The sequence below is a fragment of the Sutterella sp. AM11-39 genome (assembly GCF_003472385.1).
GTDB lineage: Bacteria > Pseudomonadota > Gammaproteobacteria > Burkholderiales > Burkholderiaceae_F > Duodenibacillus > Duodenibacillus intestinigallinarum.
The window spans coordinates 67,348-92,799 of record NZ_QRLV01000008.1; the positions used below are offsets into that span (position 1 = coordinate 67,348).

The following is a 25,452-nucleotide window of genomic DNA, read 5'->3' on the forward strand; positions in this document are numbered from 1 at the left end:
GACACTTTTGCCAATGTTTGTCAGGGCGCGGCTTTCTCGCGCCCTGAAATTGTTTCCATGCTCAGACTCCAACACCTTTCGATTGTGCGCGGCACGCGTACGCTGTACGACAACGTCAATCTGGTCGCCTCCGACGGCGAGCGCATTGCGCTCGTCGGTGAGAACGGAAGCGGCAAATCGTCGCTTTTTGCCGCCATTCTGGGCGAACTGAGTCCTGAATCGGGCACCATCGACGTGCCGGAACTGGTTTCCGAAGTCGCGCAGAGCGTGGAAGAGACCGATCGCGAAGCGTTGCAGTACGTGCTTGAAGGCCACGCTCCGCTCGTGGCGGCCCAAGCTGAGCAATTCGCCGCACACGAAAGCGGCGACGACATGCGCATTGCTGCGGCCGCCGCACATCTGGCGGAAATCAACGAAGGCGCTGTAAAGGCCCAGGCGCTCACGATCATGAACGGTCTGGGCTTTCTGCCAGGGGATGAAAACCGTACCGTGCGTGAATTCTCGGGCGGCTGGCGCAATCGCCTGGCTTTGGCTCGTTGTCTCATTAACCCGGCACAGCTGCTGCTTTTGGACGAACCCACCAACCACCTGGACATCGACAGTCTCATCTGGCTTGAAGCCTGGCTCAAGCGTCTGACCTGCACTGTCATCATCATCAGCCACGACCGAGAGTTTCTCGATCGTGCCGTGCAGACGACTTGGGCTGTTGAAGACGGTACCATCACGCGCTACGGCGGCAACTATTCGTTCTACGAAATGCAGCGCGTCCAGAACCTGCGCCTGCAGGAGGCCAACCGCAAAGCCTATGAGCGTACGGCCGCTCACCTCAAAAGCTACATCGAGCGCTTCCGCTACAAGGCCACGAAGGCGCGTCAGGCACAGTCGCGCATCAAGATGCTCGAGCGTCTCGAAGTCGTCGAACCCGTGCGCAGCGCCACCAGCTGGCGCTTTGCGTTCGAACAGCCCGAACGCATGCCCACGCAGCTGGTAACCCTTGAAGATGTTGCGGCCGGCTATGGTGAGAACCGCGTTCTAAGCGGCGTCAATCTCTGTATCCGCTCGGGCGAACGCATCGGTGTGCTCGGCGTCAACGGCGCGGGCAAGTCCACGCTCATCAAGACGCTCGTCGGAAAGCTCGAACCTCTGCACGGCACGGTGCGCGACGGCCAGGGACTTCAGATCGGCTACTTTGCTCAGCATCAGCTCGAAGCACTCGATCCCGACGAAACGCCTCTTGACGTCATGAAGCGAAAAGCCCTCTTGGTTCGTGAACAGCAGCTAAGAGACCATCTCGGAAAATTCCGCTTTTCGGGCGACAAGGTCGACACTTTGATCGGCGTTCTTTCGGGCGGCGAAAAAGCTCGCCTGGCTCTTGCTCTGATTGTCTGGGACAAGCCCAATCTGATCGTCTTGGACGAACCGACCAACCATTTGGACATGGCCACCCGCGAAGCGCTCACCGTGGCGCTTTCTTCCTTTGAAGGCACCTTGCTGCTCGTCTCACACGACCGCCATCTTCTGCGCAGCGTCTGCGACAAGCTCATTTTGGTGCACGACGGCGCCGTGACCGAATACGACGGTGACCTCGACGACTACGCGGCTTTTGTTCTGCAGCACCGAAAGCTGTCGCAGACAGCCGACAAGCCCGTGACTCCGCAGCAAGCTTCTGCAGGAATCAATCGCAAAGAACAACGCAAACTCGAAGCTCTTGAGCGCAACCGCATTGCGGCACTCAAAAAGCCGCTTCTCGCGAAGCTCGCCAAGGTGGAAAAGGAAATGGGCAAGGTCAGCGAAGAGCTTGCCTCGCTAGACGCACAGCTTGCTGACACCGCATGGTACGAAAAGACGCCTGCTGAAACCGTAGCCGACGTCACGCGCCGGCGCGGTGAAGCAGCCGGCGTTCTCGAAGAGCTTGAAGCTCAGTGGCTCGAGGTTTCCGAACAAATCGAAGCCTGCGTCTGACGCTAATCTCTCGTTTTTTGGAAAAAAACGAGCAGATCGCCCGACAAGCGCTGCTCGTTTTCTTTGTGTCAGACTTGTTTAGAAGCGCCAGTTGACGCCGCCGCCAAAGCCCAGACGCACGCTGTCTTCAACCATCGGGCTGTCCTTGACTTCGCTGCCGAGGTGACGTACGGAGCCTTCCAGCCAGATCGAGAGGTGATCGTTGAAGCTGTAGTCAAACACCATGCGGGCGTAGGGTGTCACGGAGCTGTCGGCTTCGTATTCTTCCAGACCGCTTCTGGCGGACTCGGCTGCGGAAATACCGTAGTAGTAGTCGTTGAAGTTGGCGCTCGACCAGGTCACACCGATCATCGGCGTGATCCCCAAGCGCTGGATCTGAAAGCGCTTGGCGGCATTCACGTCAACGAGAATGCCGTTGCTCTCGCCCAGAATGTCTCCGGAAATCTTGGCGCCGAAACTGGCCCAATCACCGGTGTAGCGGTAGCTCAGATTAAGAAAGGCGCTCGCATCGCGATCGTCCAACTGCTTCATCTGACGGTCGTCACTGTCGCCGGCATCAAATTCAAGCGGCATATACGACACGCCGAGCATGACGGCATGCTTGGGACTCTTCAAAAGATAGCCGCCCGCTTCCAGGCCGTGCAGATAGAAGTATTCCGTCTCGGCGTTCATGATCGGAGCCGGAACAACTTCGATATCCACGCCTTTGTATTCGCTGGCGTTCATGTGGATACCCGCACCGAGCGCGTATTCCGCAGCGAAAGTGCTGCCGGCGCACAGGGCGCATGTTGCGGCGACCGCCAGAGTGATTGTTTTGTTCATGGTGGTAATGATCGAAAAAGTTCGGCAAAAATTCTCTTGCCGGTAAAAAAAGTTTTCTGGATTTTGACATTGGCGCCGCCGGCGCAGGGGCCAAAAAATTCAAATTGCGCCGGCGCTTTTGAGAATATTTTTAAGATGTTCCGGACTGGCTGCCGAAAGCTTCTTCATTGCGTGTGAGCGATGCAGTTCAGCCGTACGCGGCGAAATGCCGAGTCGCTCACCGACGATACGGCTCACAAGCCCCTGCGCCACCAGCTTAGCCACCTCGAGCTCGCGCTCCGTGAGCCTTTCAACCAACGCGGCCGCAGCCTCGTCGCTCACCTTGCCTTCGGCCTTCATGACGCTGTCGCCGGCAGCCCGCATCACCGAGCGCACGAGGCGCTCCTCATCAACCGGCTTTTGCAGGAAGTCGTAGGCGCCGTCAAGAATCGTCCGTACGGCCATGTCAATGTCGCCGTGTCCGGAAATAAACACGATCGGGATATTTGATTGCCGCTCGTTGAGTAGGCGTTGGCACTCCAAGCCCGTCAGTTCGGGCATACGCACGTCAAGCACGAGGCAGCCGGGCACAGACGGACGATCTTCGGCAAAAAAGCGGCGAGCCGAGGTGTAAGCCGCTACCTGCCAGCCGTCAAGCTCAAGATAGAGCTTTAAAGCCGCGCCGAGCGCTTCGTCGTCGTCAAGAATTCGAATCAGGGCCTTTTGCTTGATGTAATCGGGTTCCATGCTTGATTCCTAAGCCGTTCGGTCATTTTCGGTTTGTTGTTTATCGGCTTTCTGCTTCTTGGATCCGCGCAGATTGATATCAATGACAGCCGTCAAACCGCGCGTTCTGTTGCGCACAAAATGTAGCCGAGCGCCATGCGACTCGGCAATGCCGCGCACAATCTGCAGCCCAAGTCCGAGCCCCTCTTCCTTGACGCTCATCAGAGGTTGCGTCAGGCGCTCAAAGTCCGCCTCGCTGAGCGTCTCGCCGTTGTCCGAAACAGTCAGACGCACCTTGTCGATGGCAAGATGTTCGAGCCCCACGCGCACTGTCGGGCGTTCCGTATTTTGACAGGCCTCGCAGGCATTTTTCACAAGATTGTGCGTCACCAGTTCCCACTCCAGCGGATTGGCTTCAAAAATGACGCCCGGATCGGTTTCCACAAAAATGTCGACCTTCGGGTAACGCCCTGTGCTTCGAAAGGCGGCAATCGACTGATCAATAATGACTTTCAAGTCGACTTTTTGTCGTGATTTGCGAATGCCCTTGGCATACGAGCGCACATTGTCGATGATGCTGTTGGCTCTTTCAATCTGAGACTCAATATTGCCGAGCACCTCGGTAAGAAGCCGCGTGTTGGGCTCCTCGCGAGAGAGAATCTTTCTGGCGCTCTTGCTAAAGAGCAATGCAGCGCTCATCGGTTGCCGTAGCTCGTGCGCAATCATCGACGAGAGCTGACCGACAATACCGCTTTTTTGCAGACGCTCGATGCGCTCGTGCGTTTCGTTGGCCTGGGCTTTGAGTTCCTTTTCTCGCTCCAAAGCATCACGAAGTTCCTTGGTACGGATAGCCACGAGCCTTGTGACGCGTACCGAGTGAGCAATCCATGCCAGCAGAAAAACAAAAAACGCGATGATAAGGTTGCCGTATTCGTCCCATATGCGACTAAAGGTCCAATTGCGCATCCACTCATAAGGTCCCAAACGCAGTGAGCGGTATAGCTCGTCGACGGCACGGTAGTCGGTGCCGACCGTCCAGTAGTGACCGTCGCCGGTGGGCGCCATTGAAAAAGCTGCGTACACCACGGCTTTAGTAATTTCGGGAGGAGCGGCGGGAGCCGATGCGAGCACCCAACTCGGATACAGTTCAGTCGAGCGTTGACACACGCCGTTTTTCACCTGCGCGGGCGTTCTGTCACGCGGCTCAATGACGCGATACGAACCCCTTTCCTGCGGGTGCTTTTGCAGGTAATGTTCAAGCCAGCATTGACGCAGAATTGCCACGTCAACCTTACCTTCTCGCATCAGATCAAAACCCGCTTTGAGCCGGTCGTCGGGACCGACGAAAGCCACTGAACTGAAAAACTTTTCAAACGGATAACCGCGGCGGACGACCTCTCCCATCGGAATCAAATAACCTGTAAAGCCGCCTGCACTTGATGCTGCCGCCTTTTTCCCCTTCATGTCGACAAAGCTTTGAATTGTCGAATCCGAACGGACCACAAAAGCAGAACCTTCCCCATGATTGGGATCCGGATAAGCTTTGCTTGCCAGAGAAGCAACCGCCACCGCTCCGCTTTGCATCAGGCGCCAGTAAAAACCCGCGCTTGAAAGAAAAATATCGACCTCTTCATCACGAATGGCTTGCGCGAGCTCCGTCATCGTATATTCGCGCACGCGCACGTTCTCTTCGCCGAACGATCGACGAAGGGAGTGAATCGTAGCGTTTACCACCGCTTCGTTGGGAGACGGCCGCGTGTAGGCAACGATGCCGAAATTGATCGGTCGCGGCAATTGCACCGAGGTGGCATATGCGCCGAAATCATCCAGCCGCGAAACCAAATTGAGAACAATGCCGTCCTGCGCTGGCACAACAGTCTCGGCTCGGACTGTCACACAAAAAAAAGCGCAGCTTAAGGCCGTCAGAAATCTTTGGAAGCGGGTCATCTCAAAAAACACCGTCGGTTGCAGTACGTTCGAATTTTGCCGAAATTTGAGGACGCCCGAAACGCAAAACCTCGCCAAAGCGAGGTTTTGCAGTTTCATCAAAGCTAGGGAAGCGAAGACTTATTCTTCAACGACTTCCTTCACTTCAACGCCGTACTGATCGCGCGTGATGGTCTTCATGTTGATGAGAACCATCCAACGACGCAGCGTGCCGAAGATCACGAACGCCATCAGCAGCATCACAACGCAGGAGAGCGTAGCGAGCAGATGCTGGCCATTGGGCAGATATTGGTTGACAACCAACCAGATGCCGGCCCAGATCGTGATAACGGTCATCAGCAAGCCGGGCACGCCGGTCATCCAAGCATACTTGCCCTTGTTCATGCGCAGCAACACGGTCGTGCCGATCAAAAGCGTCACAGAGGCTAGCAACTGGTTGCAGATACCGAAGAGCGGCCAAATGCTGGAAATATCCCCCGAATACACAAGGTAGCCCCAGGAACCGGTAAACAGCACGCTGGTGATGATGATGCCCGGCACCCAATCCTTCTGATTGAACTTCGGCGAGATGTAGCGGCCGATCATTTCCTGCAGGAAGAAGCGACCGACGCGGGTGCCGGCGTCAACGGCGGTCAGAATGAAGACTGCTTCAAACATGATCGCGAAGTGGTACCAATAGGCCATCAGATCTTCCATCCAGGGAATACGGGAGAAGATGTAGGCCATGCCGACGGCGAGCGATACGGAGCCGCCCGGACGAGCAGCCAGAGTTTCCTGCACTTCAGCTTCAAGCATAGGCAGGTTCTGAACCTGCATGCCGAGTTCGGCAAACTTGGCAGCCGGCGCATTGATAGCGAAGTAGTCGGCAGGCACGAGCACGCAAGCCGCCACCAGAGCCATCACAGCCACGAAGCCTTCAGTAAGCATCGCACCGTAACCAACGAAAAGCACGTCCTTTTCGTTGCCGATCATCTTGGGCGTCGTACCCGTACCGATCGTGGCGTGGAAACCGGACAAAGCACCGCAGGCGATGGTAATGAAGATGAACGGAATCACAGGACCGCCCACAATCGGGCCGCCGCCGTGGATGAATTCGGTGATGGCGGGCATCTTGAACTCGGGCATCACAAAAAGAATGCCAAGAGCAAGAGCCAGAATCGTCCCGACCTTCAGGAAGGTCGACAGATAGTCACGCGGCAACAGCAACAGCCAGACCGGAAGCACCGAAGCAAAGAAGCCGTAGACCGGGATCAACACCGACATCGTCTTGCGGTCAATGTCAAGGAATCCGAAGTATTCGGGGTGCGAAGCAACCCACGGGCCGGAAAGGATGCACAGGAACAGCAGCACCACGCCCAGAAGCGTTGCGCCGAGAACGTCGCCCTTACGCCAAATCTGCAGGTACAGACCCATGATGATGGCGATCGGAATCGTTGCGACAACCGTGTAGGTCGACCACAGCGAGTCATGCATGGCGTTCACGCAAGCAATCGACAGACCGGCAAGCGTCAGGATCAAAATTGCGAGCACGGCCCAAGATGCCACAAAACCCGTGGTGGGATCGATTTCGCGCGTGGCAATATAAGCCAGCGAACGGCCCTTGTGACGCACCGAGCAAAACAGCACGACCATGTCATGCACGCCGCCGGCGAGCACACAGCCGATCAAAATCCACAACAAACCGGGCAAATAACCGAACTGTGCGGCAAGCACGGGACCGAGCAGCGGACCGGCAGCGGCAATAGCGGCAAAGTGATGCCCGAACAGCACGAACTTATCGGTCTTGACATAGTCCTGACCGTCAGCGTACTTCACAGCGGGGGTCACGCGGTTGGCATCCACGTTAAGCACCTTGGCTGCAATAAACAGGCCGTAGAAACGATATCCAATTGCAAAAACGCAGAGCGCTGCAAAGATGATCGTTACGGCATTGACTCCGTCGAACGACGACATGAGAGCTCCTTTCTCTTGAAAAATGTCTTTTTTGTTATCAACGGTCCCCGAGAGAGGCCGCAAAAAAATCTGCCTTGGAAACTATGGCAAGATTTTGAAACAGTTTATGCAGACAACATGTGAAATAAAAACCTTTGATTAGGTACTTACCCTAGCTAACGCATAAAAAAAAGACGGTTTTAAAAGAACCGCCTTCTTTTTGCCTAATTTTGGGCTTTTCGGTGCTTACACAAGCTCGAATTCGATCATGCCGATGCCGTTGCAGCCCGCGCGCACAATATCACCGCGATGCAGTGTGGAAACGCCTGAGGGACTGCCGGTAAAGACCAGATCGCCGGCCTTGAGTTCCCAATACGAGGAGATTTCGGCGAGCACTTCGGCAACCGACCAGATCATGTCGCGGGTGCTGCCCTTCTGCTTGCACTCGTTATTGACATAAAGCCACAGTTCAGTGTCGCTCGGATCAAGCACGTTTTCCTTGCGCACAATATGCGAAACAGGCCCCGAATAGTCAAAGCTCTTGGCAGTGGTCCAGGGACGGCCCTTGGCCTTGGCTTCGGCCTGCAGGTCGCGGCGAGTCAAGTCCACGCCCACGGCCCAACCCCAGATGCACTCGGCTGCCTGCTCGACCGTTAGATCCTTGCCGGACTTGCCGACGGCAACCACGAGTTCGACTTCATGCTGCAGGTTTTCGGTGTGCTGAGGAAACGGCACCTGAGCCGTTTTGCCTGCATCAATCGGGAATATCGCATCGGCGGGTTTGGCAAAAAAGCACGGCGTCGTCTTGCCAGTACCGCCCATTTCCTTGTCGTGATCAGCGTAATTGCGGCCGACGCAGTAGACACGGTTGACTGGGAAAAACACATTCTTTTCGCCGGAAACGGGCACAACGGCCTGCGGCGCGGGTGCAAACACAAACATGAAAACTCTCTTTGATGAAACAAAAATTTTCCCGCCCCAAAAACACCGTCTTGAAGCGGGACTTTGTAAATGGTATCAAGGCTTCACTGAGGGACTGGACTCGCTCTGTCGAGCACTCGGGTCAGTCTTCGTTTCGGCCGGTTCTTCTTCGGGGAAGTCAGGGCCCGCTTCAGCAACAGACTCGGGCTCAGACGAGCCAAAATCAACCGTGTATTCGCCAGGCAGCACGGGATTGGGCTTGTCGCTGATGAAAAGCCACAGCTGATAAGCGTAGCCGCTCAAGGCATACACGCAGAAGATCGTGAAGATTGCCAGCGGCGGATTGCTTGAAATCAGGATAAAGGCCAAAGCGCCCGCCACCATGACGATAAAGGGAGCGTTTTTGAGTGAAACGCCCGACTTACCGGAATAAAACGGCGCGTTGCAGACCATGGTGAGGCCCGCGTAGATCGTCAGCACGAAAGCAAACCAAGGCAACGATTCACCCAGGAAGGTCGGCATCTTGTTTTCAACGGCAAGCCACACGAAACCGGCCAGAAGCGCTGCGGCGGCCGGACTCGGCAGCCCCTGGAAGAAGCGTTTGTCAACAACGCCGACGTTGCAGTTAAACCGCGCCAAGCGCACACCCGCGCACAGACAGTACACGAAAGCCGCAGCCCAGCCCAAGCCGCCGAGCGTATACAGGCAGAACTTGTACATCACAAGGGCGGGAGCCACACCGAAAGCCGTCATGTCGGCAATCGAGTCGAACTGCACGCCGAACTCGCTTTGCGTGTGCGTCAGACGAGCCACGCGTCCGTCCATGCCGTCAAAGAGCATGCTGAGCATAATCATCAGCGCGGCCAGACCGAAGTTTTGCTCCATTGCCTGCACGATCGAAATGAACGCGCAGAAAAGCGAAGCCGTGGTGAACAGATTGGGCAACACAAAAAGACCGCGCGAGCGAACCTTCACAACCTTCTTGCGGCCAACTTCAATGATGCGTTGCCGTACCGGACGGCGACGGCGAATTCTTTCAACAGCCATACGATTTCTTGCCTGAGTGTTTTATCGGCGAGTGTTCAAAAAACAACGAGCCCGCGACCTACAGGGAATTCTTCCACTGGAAATTCTTTTTCGGTGCGGGCTCGCCTCTTTTTGGTAACCGAAGCTTTCAGTGTTTACTGAGCCTTGTCTTCGGGCTTGGCATCAACAGCGCTTGACTGCGCGGCAGCTTCGGGCGCTGCTTGTTCTTCGGCCGTGCCAACGGTTTCGGTCGTTTCTTCTTCATGTGCAACAGGCGGCTGCACGGGTTCGCCCAAGCGAGCAATCACGGTTTCCACACCGGTCGTCTTTTCACCAATTGATACAAGCACCTGAGCGCTCATCGGCAGATAGACGTCCACACGAGAACCGAAGCGAATGAAGCCGTAGCGTTCACCCTTCTTAACCACGTCGCCTACCATGCGATAGCACAGAATGCGGCGTGCGACGAGGCCGGCGATCTGCACGAAGCACACGCGCTGGCCGTCTTCGGTCACGACCGTCATCGCGTTACGTTCGTTCTGTTCGCTTGCCTTGTCAAGCGAAGCGTTGAGGTAGCGGCCGTGGAAGTATTCGATCTTTTCGATCTTGCCCGCAACCGGCGTCTTCTGGCTGTGAACATTGAAGACGTTCATGAAGATCGACACGAGCTTGGTCTGTTCACCCGTATAGGGGCAAACAGCCTCCTCAACCTTGATGACGCGGCCGTCGACGGGAGCCACCACGGCCTTTTCGTCATCGGTCATTTCACGAGCCGGATCACGGAAAAACTGCGCCACAAACAGAAACAGCAGCCAGAAAATGCCGGCAACGAAGCCACCGACAAAAATCTGCACGAGCAGGGCAAGCACAAAAGCGATGCCCATGATGGCCCAGCCTTCACGAGCAAAGAACGGATGCGGATAAATGCGTTCCAAGATAAAAGCTCCGTAGAGTTAGATCGGGTGTCGACGCCTTACATGCGGCGTTCAAGATGATGACGAATCGTCTCCAGCGCTTCGATGAGCACCGTGTCTTCAGCATGGTTCTTCTTGACGTATTCCAGCGACCAGCACGTCTTTTCCCATGCGCGGCGATTTGCTTCGAGCTCTCCGCGCAGCACCTGCGCCGCATGCTCCAAATCGGCCGGTTTAATGTCGAGGAAGTTAACGTCGGTTTCGTCTTGTCGCATGGTCATGGATGGTAACCCCGTCTTGTAATAACAAAGTGAAAATAGTTGAAATTTCAATTCACTGAGTATCGGACGCAAAGCCTGGCCTTGCGTTGCCCATCAGCAAATTATAAACGTCAGGCCTAATCGGTCTCGTCGTCGATGATTTTCTCGGCAAAACCCAGAAAGCCCGGCACCACCACTTCGTCGTTGCCGGTGACTTCGCCCTCGGGCTTGCTCACGGAAAGCACCTTGACTTCAAACTTCAGAGACCAACCGGCCAAAGGGTGGTTGGCGTCAAGCACGGCCATGCCTTCGGCAACATCCGTCACTCGCCAGTTTCTGCCGTCGGGCGTTTCGCCCGGGACGCTGGAAAACACCAGACCGGGAACGATCAGTTCCGGGTCGCCCAAGGACTCGACCGGTACAAGACGAATGGCCTCATCGTCAAAATCGCCGAAAGCTTCGTCGGGCTCAAGCTGAACGACCACCGTTTCACCCGCCTTCTTGCCTTCGAGCGCCTGCTCGAGCTTAGGAAAAATGTCACCGTGGCCGTGCAGATACGTCACTCCCTGCGGTTCGGTTTCTTCCAGAAGATTTTTTTGCAGATCAAACATGCGCACGTGGATGCCCACGACGCAATCCTTTTCAATAAGCATTCTTTACTCCGATTGCCTCGTTTCTACGAAGCGGTCGTGAGAGCGTTGAGATTGTTTCGGGTGGCGTATGGATCAGGACCGTAACGGTTTTCGTGCTGCTCTCCGACAAGGCAGCCGAGCACAAACCAGAAAATAGCTCCCAGTACGGGAACGAGAACGATCGGCAGAACCCACAGGCCGTTGCGGCCGACGTCGTGCAGTCGACGTACGGAAATGGAAACGGAAATGAGTGCAAGCCAGATTTGGAAAGCTCCGACGGCCACCGTCACGAAGTCCCAGGTGATTTCCGTCATAGTGGTCATGTAAAGCGTCGCGTAAAGCCAGCCGACAAGCCAGCCCAACACCGAGCACAACAATGCGGACACCCAGAAGACACGCCGCGGCACTCGCCCCGAAAAGCGCACGCTCAAGGCTTCGCCGATCACCGAACCAGAACTCACTTCTTTTTTCCTTGATAACACAAGCGGGACACACGCTCTTTGGACGCTGTCCCGCTTTTAGGCACATTCAAAATGTGCGTTGAACCGACGTTGCGATTAGCGCGTTTGTTCGCCGATCAGCGTGAGGATGCGCGGTGCGACACCCGTGGTATCGGCACGGCCGTCTTCACCGGTCACCGTCACGCGTGTCGTTTCGCCGTCCGGCGTCAGACGAATGCGGTAGGGAACCGGGTCAACCGCTTCGGCATTGGAGAAGAGGTTTGCAAAGAAGCCCTGTTCGCTCTTTTTCTGCTGTTCGTAGTCAGGATCCAGGTAGTTGATCATGAAGAGACCCTGCGTACGGTCGCGGTCGGTCACTTCGAAGCCGCCGCGATCGAGCGCAACACCGACGCGACGCCACGCACGATCGAACGGCTCGTCGATCACAACGGCAACGGGCTTGCCGTCTGCGCCTTCTTCGATATGGCTCATCGGTGAGTACTTCACGGCAGCCAGTTGTTCGAGAGCCTTCTGTTCTTCAGGTTTGGCCTTCGGATTGAACTCGGTCTCAAGCATCTGAGCCAGGCGCGTAAGCATCACGGCTTCGAGCTCGGGATCGCTCGGACCGGGCTGCCAAATCGTGCTCTCTTCCTGACGGCCCTTGAGCACTTCCACCATCTGGCGGTGCGTGATGAAGATGTTCGTCGTGCCGTCTTCAGCGCGTTCCATGCGGGCGCGGTACTGATCACGCGTGCCGGTGTCGTAAACGACGTCCAGCGCTTTACCGATGGTGGCACGAATGATGTCCTTCGGGAGATTGGCCTTGTTTTCGGCCCATTCCGTCTGGATGATGCCGGTCTTGGCATCCTGGTACTTCACAGCGAGGCCGACGCTTGCCCAGAAGTCCTGCAGCAAGGGCCAGACTCGATCAGGCGAGACCGCCACGTGAACATAACGGAACTGACCGTCGCGCACAACTTTGGCGTAATCGGTTTCAGGCAGAACCTGGGAGGGTTGATCGCCGCGAGCTTCCGCATCCATGCGAGCCTTGGCCGCTTCGGCATTGGCACTCACAATCTGGGGACGGGAAGGAACCGCAAAACGATCGTTGTTCGTCACGGTGTTGAGATCCGGCGGCACTTCCAGCGGAGCACGCGACGTAGAGGTTTCATACTGAACCTTTTCGTCGCCGAAGTTAACCCCGAGCGCATTACATCCGGTCAAAGCTGCAATTGCAGAAACAACAGCCGCAGCCCTCAAAGCACGATTCACCATAAAAGTGTTCTTTCCTTGAATAACGCCCGCTCAAGCAGCCTGACCTGACTGCGGGCGAAGAAACTGAATTTTGCGAAGTTTAGCAAAGGATGGCTTTTGCGACAGCCGCCGAACACAACTCGATACGAGTTACAGTCGGATCCAAGCCCGCAACCGGAGAGGGTCACGGGCTTGATTGAGTTGAAAATTCAACGATTCAGAACTCGACGCCGGCTTCGCGCATCGCCTTTTCGACCACCGGTCGATTGGCTTCCGAAAGCGGCGTGAGCGGCAGACGAATCCCCGAACCAATGCGTCCCATGCGGTAAAGCGCCCACTTCGGCGCCACCGGATTGGGTTCGCAGAAAAGCTTCTGGTGCAAAGGCATGAGTCGGTTGTTGATGGCGCGAGCCACGGCAACGTTGCCGGCCACGGCGGCCGAAGCCATTTCATGCATTTCGCGCGGCATGAGGTTGGCCGTCACCGAGATCACGCCCGTGCCGCCCACGAGCATCAAGGCCAAAGCCGAATCATCGTTGCCGGAATAGACGGCAAACTCCTTGTCGCCCACAACCTCCGGCAGGCGACGCAGCAGATCAATCGCACGAGCGATGTCGCCGGTAGCGTCCTTCAGACCAACGATATTGGGAATCTGAGCCAGTCGCAGCACGGTTTCGTTCTTGAGATCCGCAACCGTCCGACCGGGAACATTGTAGAGCCACATCGGCATATTGACCGCTTCGGCAATCGCCTTGAAGTGTTGGTAGAGGCCTTCCTGCGTGGGTTTGTTGTAGTAGGGAACTACCTGCAGCGAAACGTCAGCTCCGACGTCTCGGGCATGCTGCGTCAGTTCGATTGCTTCGGCCGTGGAGTTGCCGCCGGTACCGGCGATAACAGGCACGCGGCCGGCGACCTTCTTCACCGTAAAGGCCACAACTTCGTTGTGCTCGGCAATATCGAGCGTGGGCGACTCGCCCGTCGTACCCATCGTGACGATACCGTCCGTACCGCTGGCGATATGCCATTCAATCAAGCGTTCGTACGCATCCCAATCCACGGCGCCTTCGGGCGTCATCGGGGTGACCAAAGCCACCAAAGAACCCTGAATCAACATCATCTGCTCCCTGTTTTCATTGTTGAACTTTACCGTTGCGCCCGACGCAGTCCGTTATACCGAGGGGGTCGGCTTGTTCGACAGCAGCGCAATCAATTCGGAAACCACCTGACGCATGTCGCGACGATCGACAATCATGTCGATGGCTCCCTTTTCAAGCAGCATCTGCGAGCGCTGAAAGCCCGCAGGCAGCTTTTCGCGAACCGTCTGCTCGATGACGCGCGGACCGGCAAAACCGATCAGCGCCTGCGGTTCTGCAATTACCACGTCGCCCATGAAAGCAAAAGAGGCCGACACGCCGCCCATCGTCGGGTCGGTCAAAACGGACACGTACGGAATGCGTGCTTTTTCAAGCAGCGTCACGGCCGCATTGGTCTTGGCCATCTGCATGAGTGACAACAGGCCTTCCTGCATGCGGGCGCCGCCCGTGCTCGTGAAGGTCACAAACGGAATGTTTTCACGCAAAGCTCGTTCCACACCCAAAGCGAAGCGTTCGCCGACCACGCTGCCCATGGAGCCCCCCATGAACGCGAAGTCGAAAGCGGCCGCCACAACAGGGCGACGGCGCAGTTCGCCTCGCATGACAACCAGAGCGTCTGTTTCCTTCGTGGCGCCCTGAGAGGCTTCCAAACGGGTCGGATAAGACTTGGAGTCAACAAAACCGAGCGTATCAACGGGACGAACGTCCGCGCCGATTTCTTCGTGCACGCCCTTCCAATCGAGGAAGGCATCCAAACGCTTGCGACCGCTCAAGCGCAAATGATGGCCGCATTTCGGGCAGACCTGCAGAGAATCATCAAGCTCTTCCTTGTAGAGCACCTGATCGCATTTGGGACACTTCGTCCACAAGCCCGCAGGGATGGGACTTTTCTTTTTGTTTTCGGCATCGGCGGGTTTCGAAGCGATTTTTGGAAGGATGCGGGTGAGCCAGCTCATGGTTACTGAATAAATCGTCTGAAATGACACGCACGCACACGTCCCGTGCCTCCATTGAGACCGGCATCAAATGCGCACGCTAAAACCTTGGAACAAAACAAACTCCTGTTCCAATCTCGAATTCGAACGATTATACGGCACGCGTTTTGCGCTCATGGTCATCTTTTCGGCTAGGTTCGTCTCGGCGATTGCCCGAAAATACCACTCGGGACCGTTAAGATTGTTCTGTTTTTTTTAACTTGAATTTCCACTTGTTCTCTTTGCCGCATGCCTGATTTTTCGTTCTTCACCGATCTGATTCAGTCCGGTCCGCTTGCCGCCGTACTTTTGGGCACAGGCTTGTCTTTTGCCGCCACTGCATTGGGCGCTGCCGTGGTTTTCGTGCCGATGTCGCAGCAAAAAGCCCGGACGTTTCAGCCGCTTGCCATGGGTTTTGCTGCCGGAATCATGATTGCCGCCAGCGTCTGGTCGCTTTTGATACCTGCCATGGAGCACGCGCAGGAAAACGGCGTGAGCGGCTGGCTTCCGACAACCGGCGGATTCCTTTTGGGGGTCGCCTTTGTAGCGCTTCTGGACAAAATCACGCCGCACATGCACCCGGACTCAGAGACACCCGAAGGTCCCAGCGTTAAGCTTGACCGCACGACACTGCTGGTGAGTGCCGTGACGTTACACAATATCCCGGAAGGCATGAGTCTGGGGCTTGCCTTTTCCATCGCGGCACTCTCGCAGGACCCAGCCGCTCTTTCGGGCGCCTTTGCACTGGCGCTCGGCATGAGCATTCAGAACATCCCGGAAGGCGCGGCCGTATCGCTTCCTTTGGCCTGCGGCACCATGAGCCGCGCCAAAGCCTTTGCCGTGGGCGTTTTCAGCGGAGCCATGGAACCGCTTTTTGGCGTTTTAACCGTTCTTGCATTAAGCCTTGTCGTTCCCTATCTGCCATGGCTGTTGGCCTTCGCCGCCGGCGCCATGATGTACGTTGTTGTTGAAGAGCTGATTCCGGCTGCGCACTTAAACGAACACAGCGATCTGGGCACCTTGTCCGTCATGGCCGGCTTTGTTGTAATGATGCTTCTGGACACAACGCTGGGCTGAAAAAAAGCACCGCCGGAGAAATCTCCAACAGTGCTTTGCGAATCTTTCGGAGACGCTTAGCGCGTCTCGTCAACTTTTAGTGGTGGCAATTGCAGGACTGTTCTTCACCGCCGCAGCAGCAATCCTTTTGCATCGCCTTGAGGAACCACACGCGCTTGGCGTAGCTTTCAAGATAGCCGTCAAACTGAGCCGTGAGCAGGTAGTCGCCCATCTTGTCGGCGCCTTCGCGGATTTCCTTGGCCAAAGCCTGCATCTTGAGCACATCTTCGGTCACAATCTGCAGCACTTCAGACACCGAGAAGTCGCGGGCGTCGAGTTCTTCGACCGTGGCGATCTTCAGGAATTCGCTGAGACGAACCGGCGGGAAGCCACCGCGCATCTTCATAGCTTCGGCCACGGCGTCAAACTGTTCGAACAGTTCGTCGTAGAGACCCTCGGTGTATTCATGCACCTGGATGAAGGCGCGGCCAACGACGTTCCAGTGCAGGTTGTGCAGCTTGGCGTTCAGGACAGCGAGATTGGCGAGATAAACCTTGACGGGGCAGACGGCAGAGGTTTCGCAAGCCTGGTTGTTAGCATGAGGGCAGGTCATTTTCATTTCTCCTATCAAATCTGTGCGGCGATTCGTTCGCCGTGTTGAGTGCATTATGGGATACCGTTTCGTCCGCGTCCAATACTATTTGAGACCTCTTTTGATAGCTTTTCTCTATAACACTCAAAAAAGCCTTGTTTCGTCTGGAAAATCTCGAAAAAAACGGCAGCCGAAATTGCTTCCGACTGCCGTCAAGTCAATTGTAACCAATTGATTTACTGGACAATTTCCTCGTCTTTATTGCGAGGCCAGCACTGTACGCCGCGCATATTGCCCAGACATTTCGGATCGAATTCCGGATTCTCAATGCCGGCTTTCTTCTGCTTGATGTAATCGTCCAACGCCCTGTAGGCATAGCGTCCGATTATCGCAATGGACGCCAGGTTGACCAAAGCCATCAGTGCCATGAAGAGATCGGCGAGATTCCACACCAAACCCAGTTCGGTCACGCTGCCGATGAAAGCCATCAGCACCACCAGAGCACGGAAAATCCACAGCGCCGCCGGATGCTTGCTGATAAAGCCCATGTTCATTTCACCGTAGAAGTAGTTGCCGATGATGGAGCTAAACGCAAAGAAAAGCACCACGACCGTGATGAAATGGTTCATCCAGGAGCCGATCTCGGAGGAAAGCATGTGCTGGATGAGTTCGATGCCGGTGAGCCCTGATTCCTTCCAGCCCGGCACGATCAGAACGATCATGGCCGAAGCCGTACAGACAACCATGGTGTCGAAGTAAACGCCGAGCGCCTGAACCAGCCCCTGCTTGACCGGATGTGTAGCATCGGCCGCAGCGGCAGCGTTCGGAACGGCACCCATACCGGCTTCGTTCGAGAAGAGACCACGCTTGATGCCGGTCATCACGATCATGCCGAACGTCGCACCGTAGGCGGCGTCGAAGTCGAACGCGTTCGTGACGATTTCATAGAGCACGCGCGGGTACTGATCGATGTGCATGCAGGTAAAGAAGATCGCGACCATCAGGTAGGCGCCAGCCATGAAAGGCACCATCACGCCCACGACGCGGGCGATGCGAGTCAGACCACCGAAGATGATGAGTGCCGTGAGAACTGCAACCGTAAGCCCCGTGGCAAAGGTCGAAACACCCCAGCTCGTCTGCACGGACAAAGCCATCGTGTTTGCCTGAACCGAATTGAAGATCAGGCCGTAGGTCACCGAGATCAAGACCGCAAAGAGGCCCGCAAAGAAGGGAGAGCCAATCACGTTGCGGATGTAGTAGGCCGGACCACCCGCAAAACCGCCTTGAGGACGCTTGACCTTGTAGATCTGAGCAAGCGTCGATTCCACAAAGCCCGAAGCCGCGCCGATCGTTGCGATCACCCACATCCAGAACACGGCACCCGGACCACCGAGAACCACCGCGATGGCAATGCCCGCGATGTTGCCCACGCCCACGCGCGAAGCGGTTGACACGCAGAAGGCCTGGAACGTCGAGATATGCCCCTCGCGCGGCAAACTGCCGACGCCTTCGCCAATAAGGCGAAACATTTCGGGAATGCAGCGAATCTGAACGAACTTCGTTTTGTAGGTAAACCACAGCCCCAGCAGAATCAGGGCAGCGATGAGAATGTACGTCCAGAGAAAATTGTTGACCGTGCCGACAAGTTCTCCAAGGATATGCGCAAATTGATTTAATCCGTCAGTCAATGTTGTCGATCCCCCGTTGTATCTTCTTGTTTTTACTGTCGAAAAGAAAGGCCGCTATTTTACAGAAGCTTCGGAGCAATCTGAAAGCAGTAACTTTGGCGCATACCAACTTCTCGTTTGAGAGTCTAAGACTGTATCGATACAATGCCGCTCTCGCTTTTTTCGCCGATTCCCATTCATGCCGCTCTCCACTTTGCCCGAACTCACCGTTGCGCCCATGGAAGGTCTCACGACCGTTGTCTATCGCCGTCTGCACGCGCAGTTTTTCGGCGCAGCCGACCGCTACTACCTTCCGTTCGTCACGCCCACGCGTGAGCCGAAGTTCACCGATCGGCAGATGCGAGAACTTGCTCCGCAGGCCAATGAAGGAATCTGCGCCATTCCTCAGCTGCTCACGAGAAACGCCGACGATTTCATCTGGGCGGCCAAAGCTCTCGCCGATCTCGGATACAAAGAAGTCAATCTCAATTTGGGCTGCCCCGCGGGCACCGTTACCGCCAAAGGCAAAGGCTCGGGCTTTCTGCAGTATCCGACGGAGCTGCACGCCTTTTTGTCCCGCATTTTTGAAGCGGACTTGCCGATAGCCGTTTCACTCAAGACGCGAGTGGGCTATCGCTCACCCGACGAATTTGAAAACCTCGTCGACATATACGCGCGTTTCCCCATGACGCGGCTCATTGTGCATCCGCGCCTAAAAACGGATCTCTACCGCGGAGACGTGCGTCTGGAGGTTCTCGACAAGGTTCTGTCCTCTTTGCCGATGCCGCTGGGCTACAACGGCGACCTGATCACTCCCGGGGACATCGAAAAGGTCTCCTTGCGCTACTCGGGCGCTCCGGGCGGTCTGGCCGAAATCATGGTTGGCCGGGCACTGATGGCCGATCCCGCCCTCTTTCGCAAATCCAAGGGCGGAAATGCGGCGAGCCTTTCGGAAATCCTTTCCTTTCACGAGGCGCTTTTTGAGGCCTACACGACGCTCTTCGAAAGTCAGAAAAACGCCATGATGCGCATGAAGGAATATTGGTTCTTTCAGCTATGTCTTTTCGGCGAAGACGGCGACGAAGCGCGCCTCCAGAAAGCCGCTTCAAAGATCTTCCGCTGCAAACAGATTCCCGACTTTGAAGCTGCGGTCCGAGAGGCGGCCGAAGGCTTCCCACTGCGCCGCGACGCTCGCTACGGCTGGCGCAAACCGCTCTGAATTTCGTTATTCCCGCACAACGGTCACGTCAACCCAACCTAGTGCGTGCGAGGCTTCAAACAGTTCCTGCGGCGTAAAACGCACCGCGCTTTTATCGTCTCCGCAGGCCGGGTAAACCGTCTCGAAGCGCTGTAGGCTTACATCGCAATAAATCTGCACGCCATCGTTGACGCCAAAGGGGCAAACACCGCCCGGAGCATGTCCCACGAGCGCTTCCACCTCTTCACCGCGGATCATCTGCGCTTTGAAGCCGAAGTGCTCCCTAAACTTGGCGTTTGACAATTTCACGTCGCCCGCAGCCAGCACCAGAACGGCGCCGTCGGGCGAGCGCAGCGCCAACGTCTTGGCAATGTGCGCGGGCTCGCAGCCCAAAGCCTGGGCGGCCAGCGCCACCGTTGCCGTGTTGGCTTCGAAAAAGCGTACGCGATCGCCCCACCCTTCGGTCTGCAATTGAGCCAGAGCTCGTTCTCTCGACATAGTTATCTCCTTGTTTTCTGCATTCTGTCCTTGGCTTCGACAATACGTCGAATCAAACCGCCCTGACGCTGAACCGGCGTGCGCAGCGCCTTTTTCACCACGGTAAGATTTCCGAAGACGTCCAGCGATCCATAGGTCGTCTGCTTACCGTTGCGCTCATCGCGCACGCGGGTGACGGCGGTGTAGAAAAGCTCTCGCGTAGCCAGCCCCGAGTTAGGATCCTGGGGCATGAGTACGGCAACGTGATGGTATTCCGAGCCTTGCGATTGATGAATCGTAATGGCAAAAGCAGGCTCAATGTGACCGATCAGGCCGAATCGCACCAGGCGTGCGCTGTCCGGAAAATAGACGTTGGCCTGCGTTGCATCGAATTCAGCTCCTTCAAACCAGCTCTGCCCCGGCATCACCACACCAATGTCGCCGTTGTAGACCTCAAGCATCGAGTCGTTGCGGCGGACAATCATCGGACGAAACGCCGGATAAGGAATACCCTCTTTGACAAAAATCGATTCGGCAAACGCGTTGACGGCTTGCGCGCTCATCGGACCCTCGCGGTTAGAGGCAAGTACGCCAACGGAAAAGTAGAGCCGCGCAAGCTCACGCGCCGCATCGTGAAGCGACTTTTCTGTGCGATTGCGCCGCAGTTCCGCAATTACCTTGAGCGGCGAGGACAATTCGTTTTCAAACCACTTCTTAAAGCTCGCCGACAGATCGCCCTTGGGGGCATCCTCGTGCAGTCGCAGCGGATTGTCGACTCGCGGATCGTTGTCGCTGTTTTCGACAAAAGCGTCCGTCACAATCAGTTCCTCACCTTCGCGGCTTGCCTCTGCAATTTTTCCGAGCGCCTTGCTTGCATCAAAACGCCAGCTCTTTGTGAGATGGCTGATGTTATCGGCCAGCGGCCCTTTCAGGTCGCTCACGTCCGCAAAAAACGAACCGGGACCGACGGCGGCAAGCTGGAAGCGATCGCCGAGCAGAATCACTTTGGTTCTGTCGGCATCAATGCACTTGAACAAATTGCTTGCCAGGCGGATATCGATCATGGACGACTCGTCAACCACAACGATGTCAGCTTGAAGAGGATTGTTCTTGCTCGGCGTTCTGCCGTCGGCTCCGGGCGTGTAGAGCAAACGGTGCAGCGTCTTGGCTTCCAGCCCCATAAGCTTTTCCTGAATGCCTTTTTCCTCAATGCGGCTGACGTTGTTTGCCACAGCCTCCTTCATGCGCGAGGCAGCTTTACCGGTCGGCGCGGCAAGCTGAATGATCGCTTCGGGATCGTTCTCGATAAGACACTTGAGAATGTTGACCACGGCGGTGGTTTTGCCGGTTCCGGGACCTCCGCTGATCACTGTGAGACGGTTGGCCAAAGCAATGGTGGCGGCACGTTGCGCTTCATGCAGAGCGTCAACTTTGGCTACGGCCACAGAATCAAAGCCAAGTCTTGCCAGGTACTCGCCGAGCGTCTGTTCCTGCGCGTAAGACTTCTGCGTATAGACAAGCGTCTCGGCATCGGTCGTTTCGCTCACCAGCAAAGCCGGACCGCCATCAAAGACGCCTACGCCGGCCGTCATGCCGGGAAGTCCCACCAGACCGAAATTGCAGAGTTCATTGACCAGCGCTTCAAACGTCAGCGTTTGCGCCAGAGGCTCAAATACCTTTCCGGCCGAAGAAGCGCGCCGCTGCATCGTGTCGTTGTAGAGTTCCAGGTGACGCTTGAACTTTTCTTTCCCGACGCACAGACTGCCGTTTTTGAGCGCATCGAAAACGCAGAACATCAAAAGCGACAACTTGTCTTCAATATCGGGACCTATACCGCTTTCGCCATGCCGCTGCAGCATGCTGACGGCGGCACGCGCACGCATGCGCGCCGCGTCCAGATCGGCGTCCGTGGCTGCCGCGTTCGAGCCCAGGAGCCGGAGCGTTTTCGTCACAGTCTGCTGCTCGCGTACCTGCGCGGCATAAAGCACAGGACCGAAATCCAGACTCTGCTGTCGGCTGTCGTTTTGTGCGCGTCGATTTCTAGTCATTGCTGTCACCCAAAAGCGCATCGAGCGCATCCACCGCCTCTCGCGGACAATCAAAATACACGCCGGTTCGTCTTCCCTTTTCGTCCAATGCGCACTGTGCGTTCACCCCGCGCACAAAAACGTAAAAGGCGCCACCGATAGCGTTCCATACCGTTTCCTGCGTCAACCCCGCTGTTGCCATCAGATGACGCTTAAGCGCCGTCAAATAAATCACGTACTGCAGCGCGTAATGCTTGCGCTCAATTTCCCCGCGCAGCGCCTCTTGCGAATAATCCTCTGGCGAGGCTCCCAACCAGTTGCTCTTCCAGTCGAGGATGTAATACTTGCCGTCGGCAACGAACACCATGTCGATCGCACCGGTCAGATACCCTTGCAAAACATTGTCCCGGAGGCTTTGCATCGGGAAACCGTGCGAGGACATGCACTCGGCTACATCCTTGGAGCGAAGCTTCGAATTGGGAACCGAAAGCAGGAACGGCATTTCGCACTGACGCTCGCCGAACGTGAGTCGATCGAGCACAAAGGGTGGTGTCGCTTCATTCGAACCGATCGTCTTTGCGTTAAAAAGCTCACATGAAACGGTGTTTCTAACGTAACCGGCAATGAGTTCAGCGCCGGCCTCGAGCACGGCCTCACGCTGCTGCGGGTCCGCCCGCCTTAGCAATGCGGAAGCAGCCAGCAACGGCCGAATGTTTTCAAGAACGGCTTCACGGTTTTCCGGTTTGGCGTTCATCACGCGCTCAAGTAGCTTGTGAATCCAGTCGCCGGCCGCCGCACCGCGTAGTAACAACTGCGCCTGCAGTAGGTGCTCGTTCTGCCCTTCTTCAATCTCAACGGTCGCATCCTGCTCGCCCGCGGAGGCAGCAAAGGCGCGTTGATTTTCTTCATCGGCTTCCAAAACGGCATCGGCGCCTTCGAATTCCTCGGCTTCGAACTCTTCACCGACACTTGCGCCCAAACCGGAGGCGATTGCCGTAAAGCTCGATCGATGCCAGGCCGAATGAACGCTCACCGGATCGGCAGCCTGTACGCGTAGGGCCTGCACACTCATGACGGGAGCGGCAGGGGGAACGCTCGAGCGGATTTCAAAAAGATCCTCCCCCGAACAGGTTTCCGACGGCACAAGGTTTTGCTGCAAATCTCGACAAAGCGCCTCGCAGACGACCCGAACGTCGGGCAACTGTCCTGATTGCTTGATCGATGCAAGATAGCGCCGGCGGGTTTCTTCGGCGGCATTACGCACAATTCCCAAAACGTCAACATACTCCTTCATCGTTTGGGCAACCGGAGAAACCTCGCCGGTCATCGCCTGTACATAGGCGTTGTTCGCACTGTCCCTGGAGTATTGCCTGCTGTTGGCTGCGATAAAAAGCGGCAACACCAGACGGGACGACGCACGCGTCATGGCCACGTAGGCCTGACGCAAAAGCTCGAGCTGCCTACCCTCGAATACTTTGCCGCTTGCGTCTTCCCTTTCATTGGGATTGACACTAACCTCATCGCTGTCGGCGCCGCCGGACATCCAGAAAGTTTCGGCGTCCCGCCTTTGTGACCTCATAGACTCGGTTTGCACCAGATATACGACCGGGTATTCGAGCCCTTTGCTGGCGTGAACGGTCACCACCCGAACCACGTTTTCATCATTGGGCTTTCTCACGCAATGGTTTTCATTGGGCCGACTAGGGTGCGCCAAGCGCGTCATGGCGCGCAAAACGGCTCCGGGCGAACCCACTTGCCGATAAATTTCCTGAAGAAGCTCACCGAGCTGTTCGTGGTTCATCAGCATCGCAACGCCGCCTTGAATAGGCAGCAGCCGTTCCTGCAGGCGGCGTTCGCGAGCTATGTAAGACAAAGCCGCTGCAGGGCCACTCGCCTCGAATCGCTCAAGAGCGTTTTGAAGGAGCTGCCGATCGGCACCCGCCGCCGACAAATCCTCGCGAATGTCACTGAGCGTTCGTCCGATCAGCCGTGTGGCTCGGGCCGTCGCAAACTTTTTTGTATCCGTCGGCGAAAGCATCGCTTCAAAAACAGCTCTCACGTCGTCGGCTTCAGACGTCGTAAACACGTTCGTCTGATCGTCAAGCAGCGTGCGTACGCCGCGCGCGAGCAGTTCGCGCTGAACGTGCTGTGAGGCGGAACGCTTTTTAACCAGAATCGCGATGTCACCGGGACGCAGCACGCGCCATTGTCCGTGTCGATAGATATAAACCGATCCGTCCAGCAAAGAGGCGATGTCATCGGCCATGTATTTGGCTTCGGCCTGTCTTACGGCCTCGATTTTGGAGCCTGACAGCGTTTCGTCGTCCACCCAAAGACTCATGACCGGCACAAATTCCGGTTTGCCATCGCGAATCCTCACCAATGGCATGGCCGAAGCACCGGTTTTGAGATCCGAATAGCGAATGTCGGCAGACAGAAAACTGCCTGAGGAACCGTTAGCGGAGAAAAATGCATTGACGGCCGTCACCAGTGCCGGGGTCGAACGGTAGTTGGTCTCGAGCGTACGAAGCCCTGCCGTTTCGCTTTGGCCGCCCATTTGCTCGATGTCATTTCTCGCTTGCAGATAGACATCGAGCTCTGCGCCGCGAAAGGCATAGATCGCCTGCTTGGGATCGCCCACAAAAAAGACGCTCTTGGGAGCCTGGGGCACATCGGCCAAAAACAACGCTTTAAAAATTCGGTACTGGATGCGATCGGTATCCTGAAACTCATCGATCAGGACGGCATCGTAACGATTGCGGATGCGCTCAAGGGCCGAATCGCCGCTTTGAACAAGCGAATACATCTCGGTCAGAAGCGCGGAAAAACTCTTGACGCCGTGCAGCCGCTCAAGTTCGCGTACGCGCCGCGGACCTTCCTGCAGAAAGCGCTCGAAAAGCTCCTTAAGCGCCGGATCGCTCAAATCGTCACTGTCAATCCGAGCCTGAGGCTTAACGCTGCTGCCATGTTCTCCGAGCTTGGAAAGTAACTGCGGCAACGATCCCCACTCAAGCACTTTGGCTCTTTGCTCGGGCGTCAGCGCCGGCAATTCACGCCGCAAAAAGGCTTGAGTGACTTCGGCTTCAAAACCGGTATCACTCACGAACTCAACGTCGTAGGCACCGGCACGCGTAAAGATGAATTCACTCAGCATCTTCTGGCAAAAGCCGTGAATCGTCAGAATGCTCGCCTCGTCAAAATGTTCGAGAGCACTTTCGATCAGCGCTGCCGGATCATGCTCACGCAAACGGGAGCGCTCGAAAAAAGTTTCGAATTCGGATTGCTCGTCGCCGTTTTTGAGCACTGCGGACGCTTTGAAGAAAAGCGCACGCACGCGCTCGCGCAGCTCGGCCGTCGCCGCATTGGTAAAGGTCACGACAAGGATTCTGTCAATGGACACCGCCTCTTCAATCACCAAACGCAACACGATGCGCTCAAGGGCAAACGTTTTTCCCGTGCCGGCGCTTGCTTCCACGAGCCAGCGCCCGCTTAGGTCAGCCGTCTGAACATCAAAGCCGGACGTCAATTCTTTTCTCTCGGTTTCGTTCATCT

Annotated in this window: 20 protein-coding genes and 1 pseudogene; 3 read left to right on the forward strand and 18 right to left on the reverse strand. The window is 56.2% G+C overall.

Annotated elements, in window-relative coordinates; translation table 11 throughout:
• The first annotated feature begins 57 nt into the window (after nt 1-57).
• A complete protein-coding gene (locus DW133_RS07515; protein ID WP_118276037.1) occupies nt 58-1,962 on the forward strand; it encodes an ABC-F family ATP-binding cassette domain-containing protein in 1,905 nt (634 codons plus the stop codon).
• Between the two features lie 78 nt (nt 1,963-2,040).
• Here the strand turns inward: DW133_RS07515 and DW133_RS07520 are convergent, their stop codons facing one another.
• The 13 genes and pseudogenes from DW133_RS07520 to accD form a co-directional block, all read right to left on the reverse strand.
• Complete coding sequence (locus DW133_RS07520; RefSeq protein ID WP_118276038.1) at nt 2,041-2,784, reverse strand: MipA/OmpV family protein; 744 nt, start codon at nt 2,782-2,784, stop codon at nt 2,041-2,043.
• Nucleotides 2,785-2,883: 99 nt separating this feature from the next.
• Complete coding sequence (locus tag DW133_RS07525) at nt 2,884-3,510, reverse strand: response regulator transcription factor (RefSeq protein ID WP_118276039.1); 627 nt, start codon at nt 3,508-3,510, stop codon at nt 2,884-2,886.
• 9 nt (nt 3,511-3,519) lie between these two features.
• Nucleotides 3,520-5,361, reverse strand: coding sequence for a sensor histidine kinase (locus DW133_RS07530; protein ID WP_158571155.1), 1,842 nt, complete (start codon nt 5,359-5,361; stop codon nt 3,520-3,522).
• A 195-nt stretch (nt 5,362-5,556) separates the two neighbouring features.
• On the reverse strand, nt 5,557-7,389 hold the full coding sequence (locus DW133_RS07535; RefSeq protein WP_118276041.1) for a carbon starvation protein A: 1,833 nt from the start codon (nt 7,387-7,389) through the stop codon (nt 5,557-5,559).
• A gap of 225 nt (nt 7,390-7,614) precedes the next feature.
• Entirely contained in the window at nt 7,615-8,310 is a 696-nt protein-coding gene (locus DW133_RS07540) for a fumarylacetoacetate hydrolase family protein (protein ID WP_118276042.1), read from the reverse strand.
• A gap of 75 nt (nt 8,311-8,385) precedes the next feature.
• Complete coding sequence (gene pssA, locus DW133_RS07545; RefSeq protein WP_118276043.1) at nt 8,386-9,336, reverse strand: CDP-diacylglycerol--serine O-phosphatidyltransferase; 951 nt, start codon at nt 9,334-9,336, stop codon at nt 8,386-8,388.
• Nucleotides 9,337-9,608: 272 nt separating this feature from the next.
• Nucleotides 9,609-10,253 (reverse strand): annotated as a pseudogene (locus tag DW133_RS07550) (phosphatidylserine decarboxylase); the annotation flags it as partial.
• Between the two features lie 35 nt (nt 10,254-10,288).
• Nucleotides 10,289-10,510 carry a hypothetical protein gene (locus DW133_RS07555; protein WP_118276045.1) on the reverse strand — a complete coding sequence of 74 codons (222 nt, stop codon included), beginning with the start codon at nt 10,508-10,510 and terminating at the stop codon, nt 10,289-10,291.
• Nucleotides 10,511-10,626: 116 nt separating this feature from the next.
• Nucleotides 10,627-11,142 carry a peptidylprolyl isomerase gene (locus DW133_RS07560; protein WP_118276046.1) on the reverse strand — a complete coding sequence of 172 codons (516 nt, stop codon included), beginning with the start codon at nt 11,140-11,142 and terminating at the stop codon, nt 10,627-10,629.
• Between the two features lie 23 nt (nt 11,143-11,165).
• Nucleotides 11,166-11,582: a DUF805 domain-containing protein gene (locus tag DW133_RS07565; protein ID WP_158571156.1), complete on the reverse strand. Its 417-nt coding sequence runs from the start codon at nt 11,580-11,582 to the stop codon at nt 11,166-11,168.
• Nucleotides 11,583-11,678: 96 nt separating this feature from the next.
• The gene (bamC, locus tag DW133_RS07570) at nt 11,679-12,836 is read right to left on the reverse strand and encodes an outer membrane protein assembly factor BamC (RefSeq protein ID WP_118276048.1); all 1,158 of its coding nucleotides are present in this window, start codon (nt 12,834-12,836) and stop codon (nt 11,679-11,681) included.
• A 196-nt stretch (nt 12,837-13,032) separates the two neighbouring features.
• The gene (gene dapA, locus DW133_RS07575; protein WP_118276065.1) at nt 13,033-13,926 is read right to left on the reverse strand and encodes a 4-hydroxy-tetrahydrodipicolinate synthase; all 894 of its coding nucleotides are present in this window, start codon (nt 13,924-13,926) and stop codon (nt 13,033-13,035) included.
• A 57-nt stretch (nt 13,927-13,983) separates the two neighbouring features.
• Complete coding sequence (gene accD, locus DW133_RS07580) at nt 13,984-14,865, reverse strand: acetyl-CoA carboxylase, carboxyltransferase subunit beta (RefSeq protein ID WP_118276049.1); 882 nt, start codon at nt 14,863-14,865, stop codon at nt 13,984-13,986.
• A 267-nt stretch (nt 14,866-15,132) separates the two neighbouring features.
• Between accD and DW133_RS07585 the strand changes: the two genes are divergently transcribed.
• The gene (locus tag DW133_RS07585; protein WP_118276050.1) at nt 15,133-15,960 is read left to right on the forward strand and encodes a ZIP family metal transporter; all 828 of its coding nucleotides are present in this window, start codon (nt 15,133-15,135) and stop codon (nt 15,958-15,960) included.
• Nucleotides 15,961-16,036: 76 nt separating this feature from the next.
• On the opposite strand, the gene DW133_RS07590 is transcribed toward DW133_RS07585, so the two are convergent.
• Both DW133_RS07590 and DW133_RS07595 read right to left on the reverse strand, forming a co-directional pair.
• Nucleotides 16,037-16,552 (reverse strand): DNA starvation/stationary phase protection protein, encoded by a 516-nt coding sequence (locus tag DW133_RS07590; protein WP_118276066.1) that lies wholly within the window; start codon nt 16,550-16,552, stop codon nt 16,037-16,039.
• Nucleotides 16,553-16,767: 215 nt separating this feature from the next.
• A complete protein-coding gene (locus DW133_RS07595; RefSeq protein ID WP_199588851.1) occupies nt 16,768-18,219 on the reverse strand; it encodes a sodium:alanine symporter family protein in 1,452 nt (483 codons plus the stop codon).
• A 178-nt stretch (nt 18,220-18,397) separates the two neighbouring features.
• Here DW133_RS07595 and DW133_RS07600 point away from each other — a divergent pair, with 178 nt between their 5' ends.
• On the forward strand, nt 18,398-19,417 hold the full coding sequence (locus DW133_RS07600) for a tRNA-dihydrouridine synthase (RefSeq protein WP_118276051.1): 1,020 nt from the start codon (nt 18,398-18,400) through the stop codon (nt 19,415-19,417).
• Between the two features lie 6 nt (nt 19,418-19,423).
• On the opposite strand, the gene DW133_RS07605 is transcribed toward DW133_RS07600, so the two are convergent.
• The 3 genes from DW133_RS07605 to DW133_RS07615 are packed head-to-tail and all read right to left on the reverse strand — an operon-like array spanning nt 19,424 to nt 25,450.
• The gene (locus tag DW133_RS07605) at nt 19,424-19,894 is read right to left on the reverse strand and encodes a YbaK/EbsC family protein (protein WP_118276052.1); all 471 of its coding nucleotides are present in this window, start codon (nt 19,892-19,894) and stop codon (nt 19,424-19,426) included.
• Nucleotides 19,895-19,896: 2 nt separating this feature from the next.
• On the reverse strand, nt 19,897-21,921 hold the full coding sequence (locus DW133_RS07610) for an ATP-dependent RecD-like DNA helicase (RefSeq protein ID WP_158571157.1): 2,025 nt from the start codon (nt 21,919-21,921) through the stop codon (nt 19,897-19,899).
• Nucleotides 21,914-25,450 carry a UvrD-helicase domain-containing protein gene (locus DW133_RS07615; protein WP_118276054.1) on the reverse strand — a complete coding sequence of 1,179 codons (3,537 nt, stop codon included), beginning with the start codon at nt 25,448-25,450 and terminating at the stop codon, nt 21,914-21,916. Before DW133_RS07615 ends, DW133_RS07610 begins: the two co-directional genes overlap by 8 nt.
• Nucleotides 25,451-25,452 lie beyond the last annotated feature (2 nt).

Coding starts and splice junctions, on each gene's coding strand:
- accD (WP_118276049.1), bottom strand. CDS start 14,865: ATGAGCTGGCTCACCCGCATCCTTCCAAAAATCGCTTCGAAACCCGCC.
- DW133_RS07520 (WP_118276038.1), bottom strand. CDS start 2,784: ATGAACAAAACAATCACTCTGGCGGTCGCCGCAACATGCGCCCTGTGC.
- DW133_RS07560 (WP_118276046.1), bottom strand. CDS start 11,142: ATGCTTATTGAAAAGGATTGCGTCGTGGGCATCCACGTGCGCATGTTT.
- DW133_RS07535 (WP_118276041.1), bottom strand. CDS start 7,389: ATGTCGTCGTTCGACGGAGTCAATGCCGTAACGATCATCTTTGCAGCG.
- DW133_RS07525 (WP_118276039.1), bottom strand. CDS start 3,510: ATGGAACCCGATTACATCAAGCAAAAGGCCCTGATTCGAATTCTTGAC.
- bamC (WP_118276048.1), bottom strand. CDS start 12,836: ATGGTGAATCGTGCTTTGAGGGCTGCGGCTGTTGTTTCTGCAATTGCA.
- DW133_RS07605 (WP_118276052.1), bottom strand. CDS start 19,894: ATGTCGAGAGAACGAGCTCTGGCTCAATTGCAGACCGAAGGGTGGGGC.
- DW133_RS07515 (WP_118276037.1), top strand. CDS start 58: ATGCTCAGACTCCAACACCTTTCGATTGTGCGCGGCACGCGTACGCTG.
- DW133_RS07615 (WP_118276054.1), bottom strand. CDS start 25,450: ATGAACGAAACCGAGAGAAAAGAATTGACGTCCGGCTTTGATGTTCAG.
- DW133_RS07585 (WP_118276050.1), top strand. CDS start 15,133: ATGCCTGATTTTTCGTTCTTCACCGATCTGATTCAGTCCGGTCCGCTT.
- DW133_RS07555 (WP_118276045.1), bottom strand. CDS start 10,510: ATGACCATGCGACAAGACGAAACCGACGTTAACTTCCTCGACATTAAA.
- DW133_RS07540 (WP_118276042.1), bottom strand. CDS start 8,310: ATGTTTGTGTTTGCACCCGCGCCGCAGGCCGTTGTGCCCGTTTCCGGC.
- DW133_RS07600 (WP_118276051.1), top strand. CDS start 18,398: ATGCCGCTCTCCACTTTGCCCGAACTCACCGTTGCGCCCATGGAAGGT.
- pssA (WP_118276043.1), bottom strand. CDS start 9,336: ATGGCTGTTGAAAGAATTCGCCGTCGCCGTCCGGTACGGCAACGCATC.
- DW133_RS07590 (WP_118276066.1), bottom strand. CDS start 16,552: ATGACCTGCCCTCATGCTAACAACCAGGCTTGCGAAACCTCTGCCGTC.
- DW133_RS07610 (WP_158571157.1), bottom strand. CDS start 21,921: ATGACTAGAAATCGACGCGCACAAAACGACAGCCGACAGCAGAGTCTG.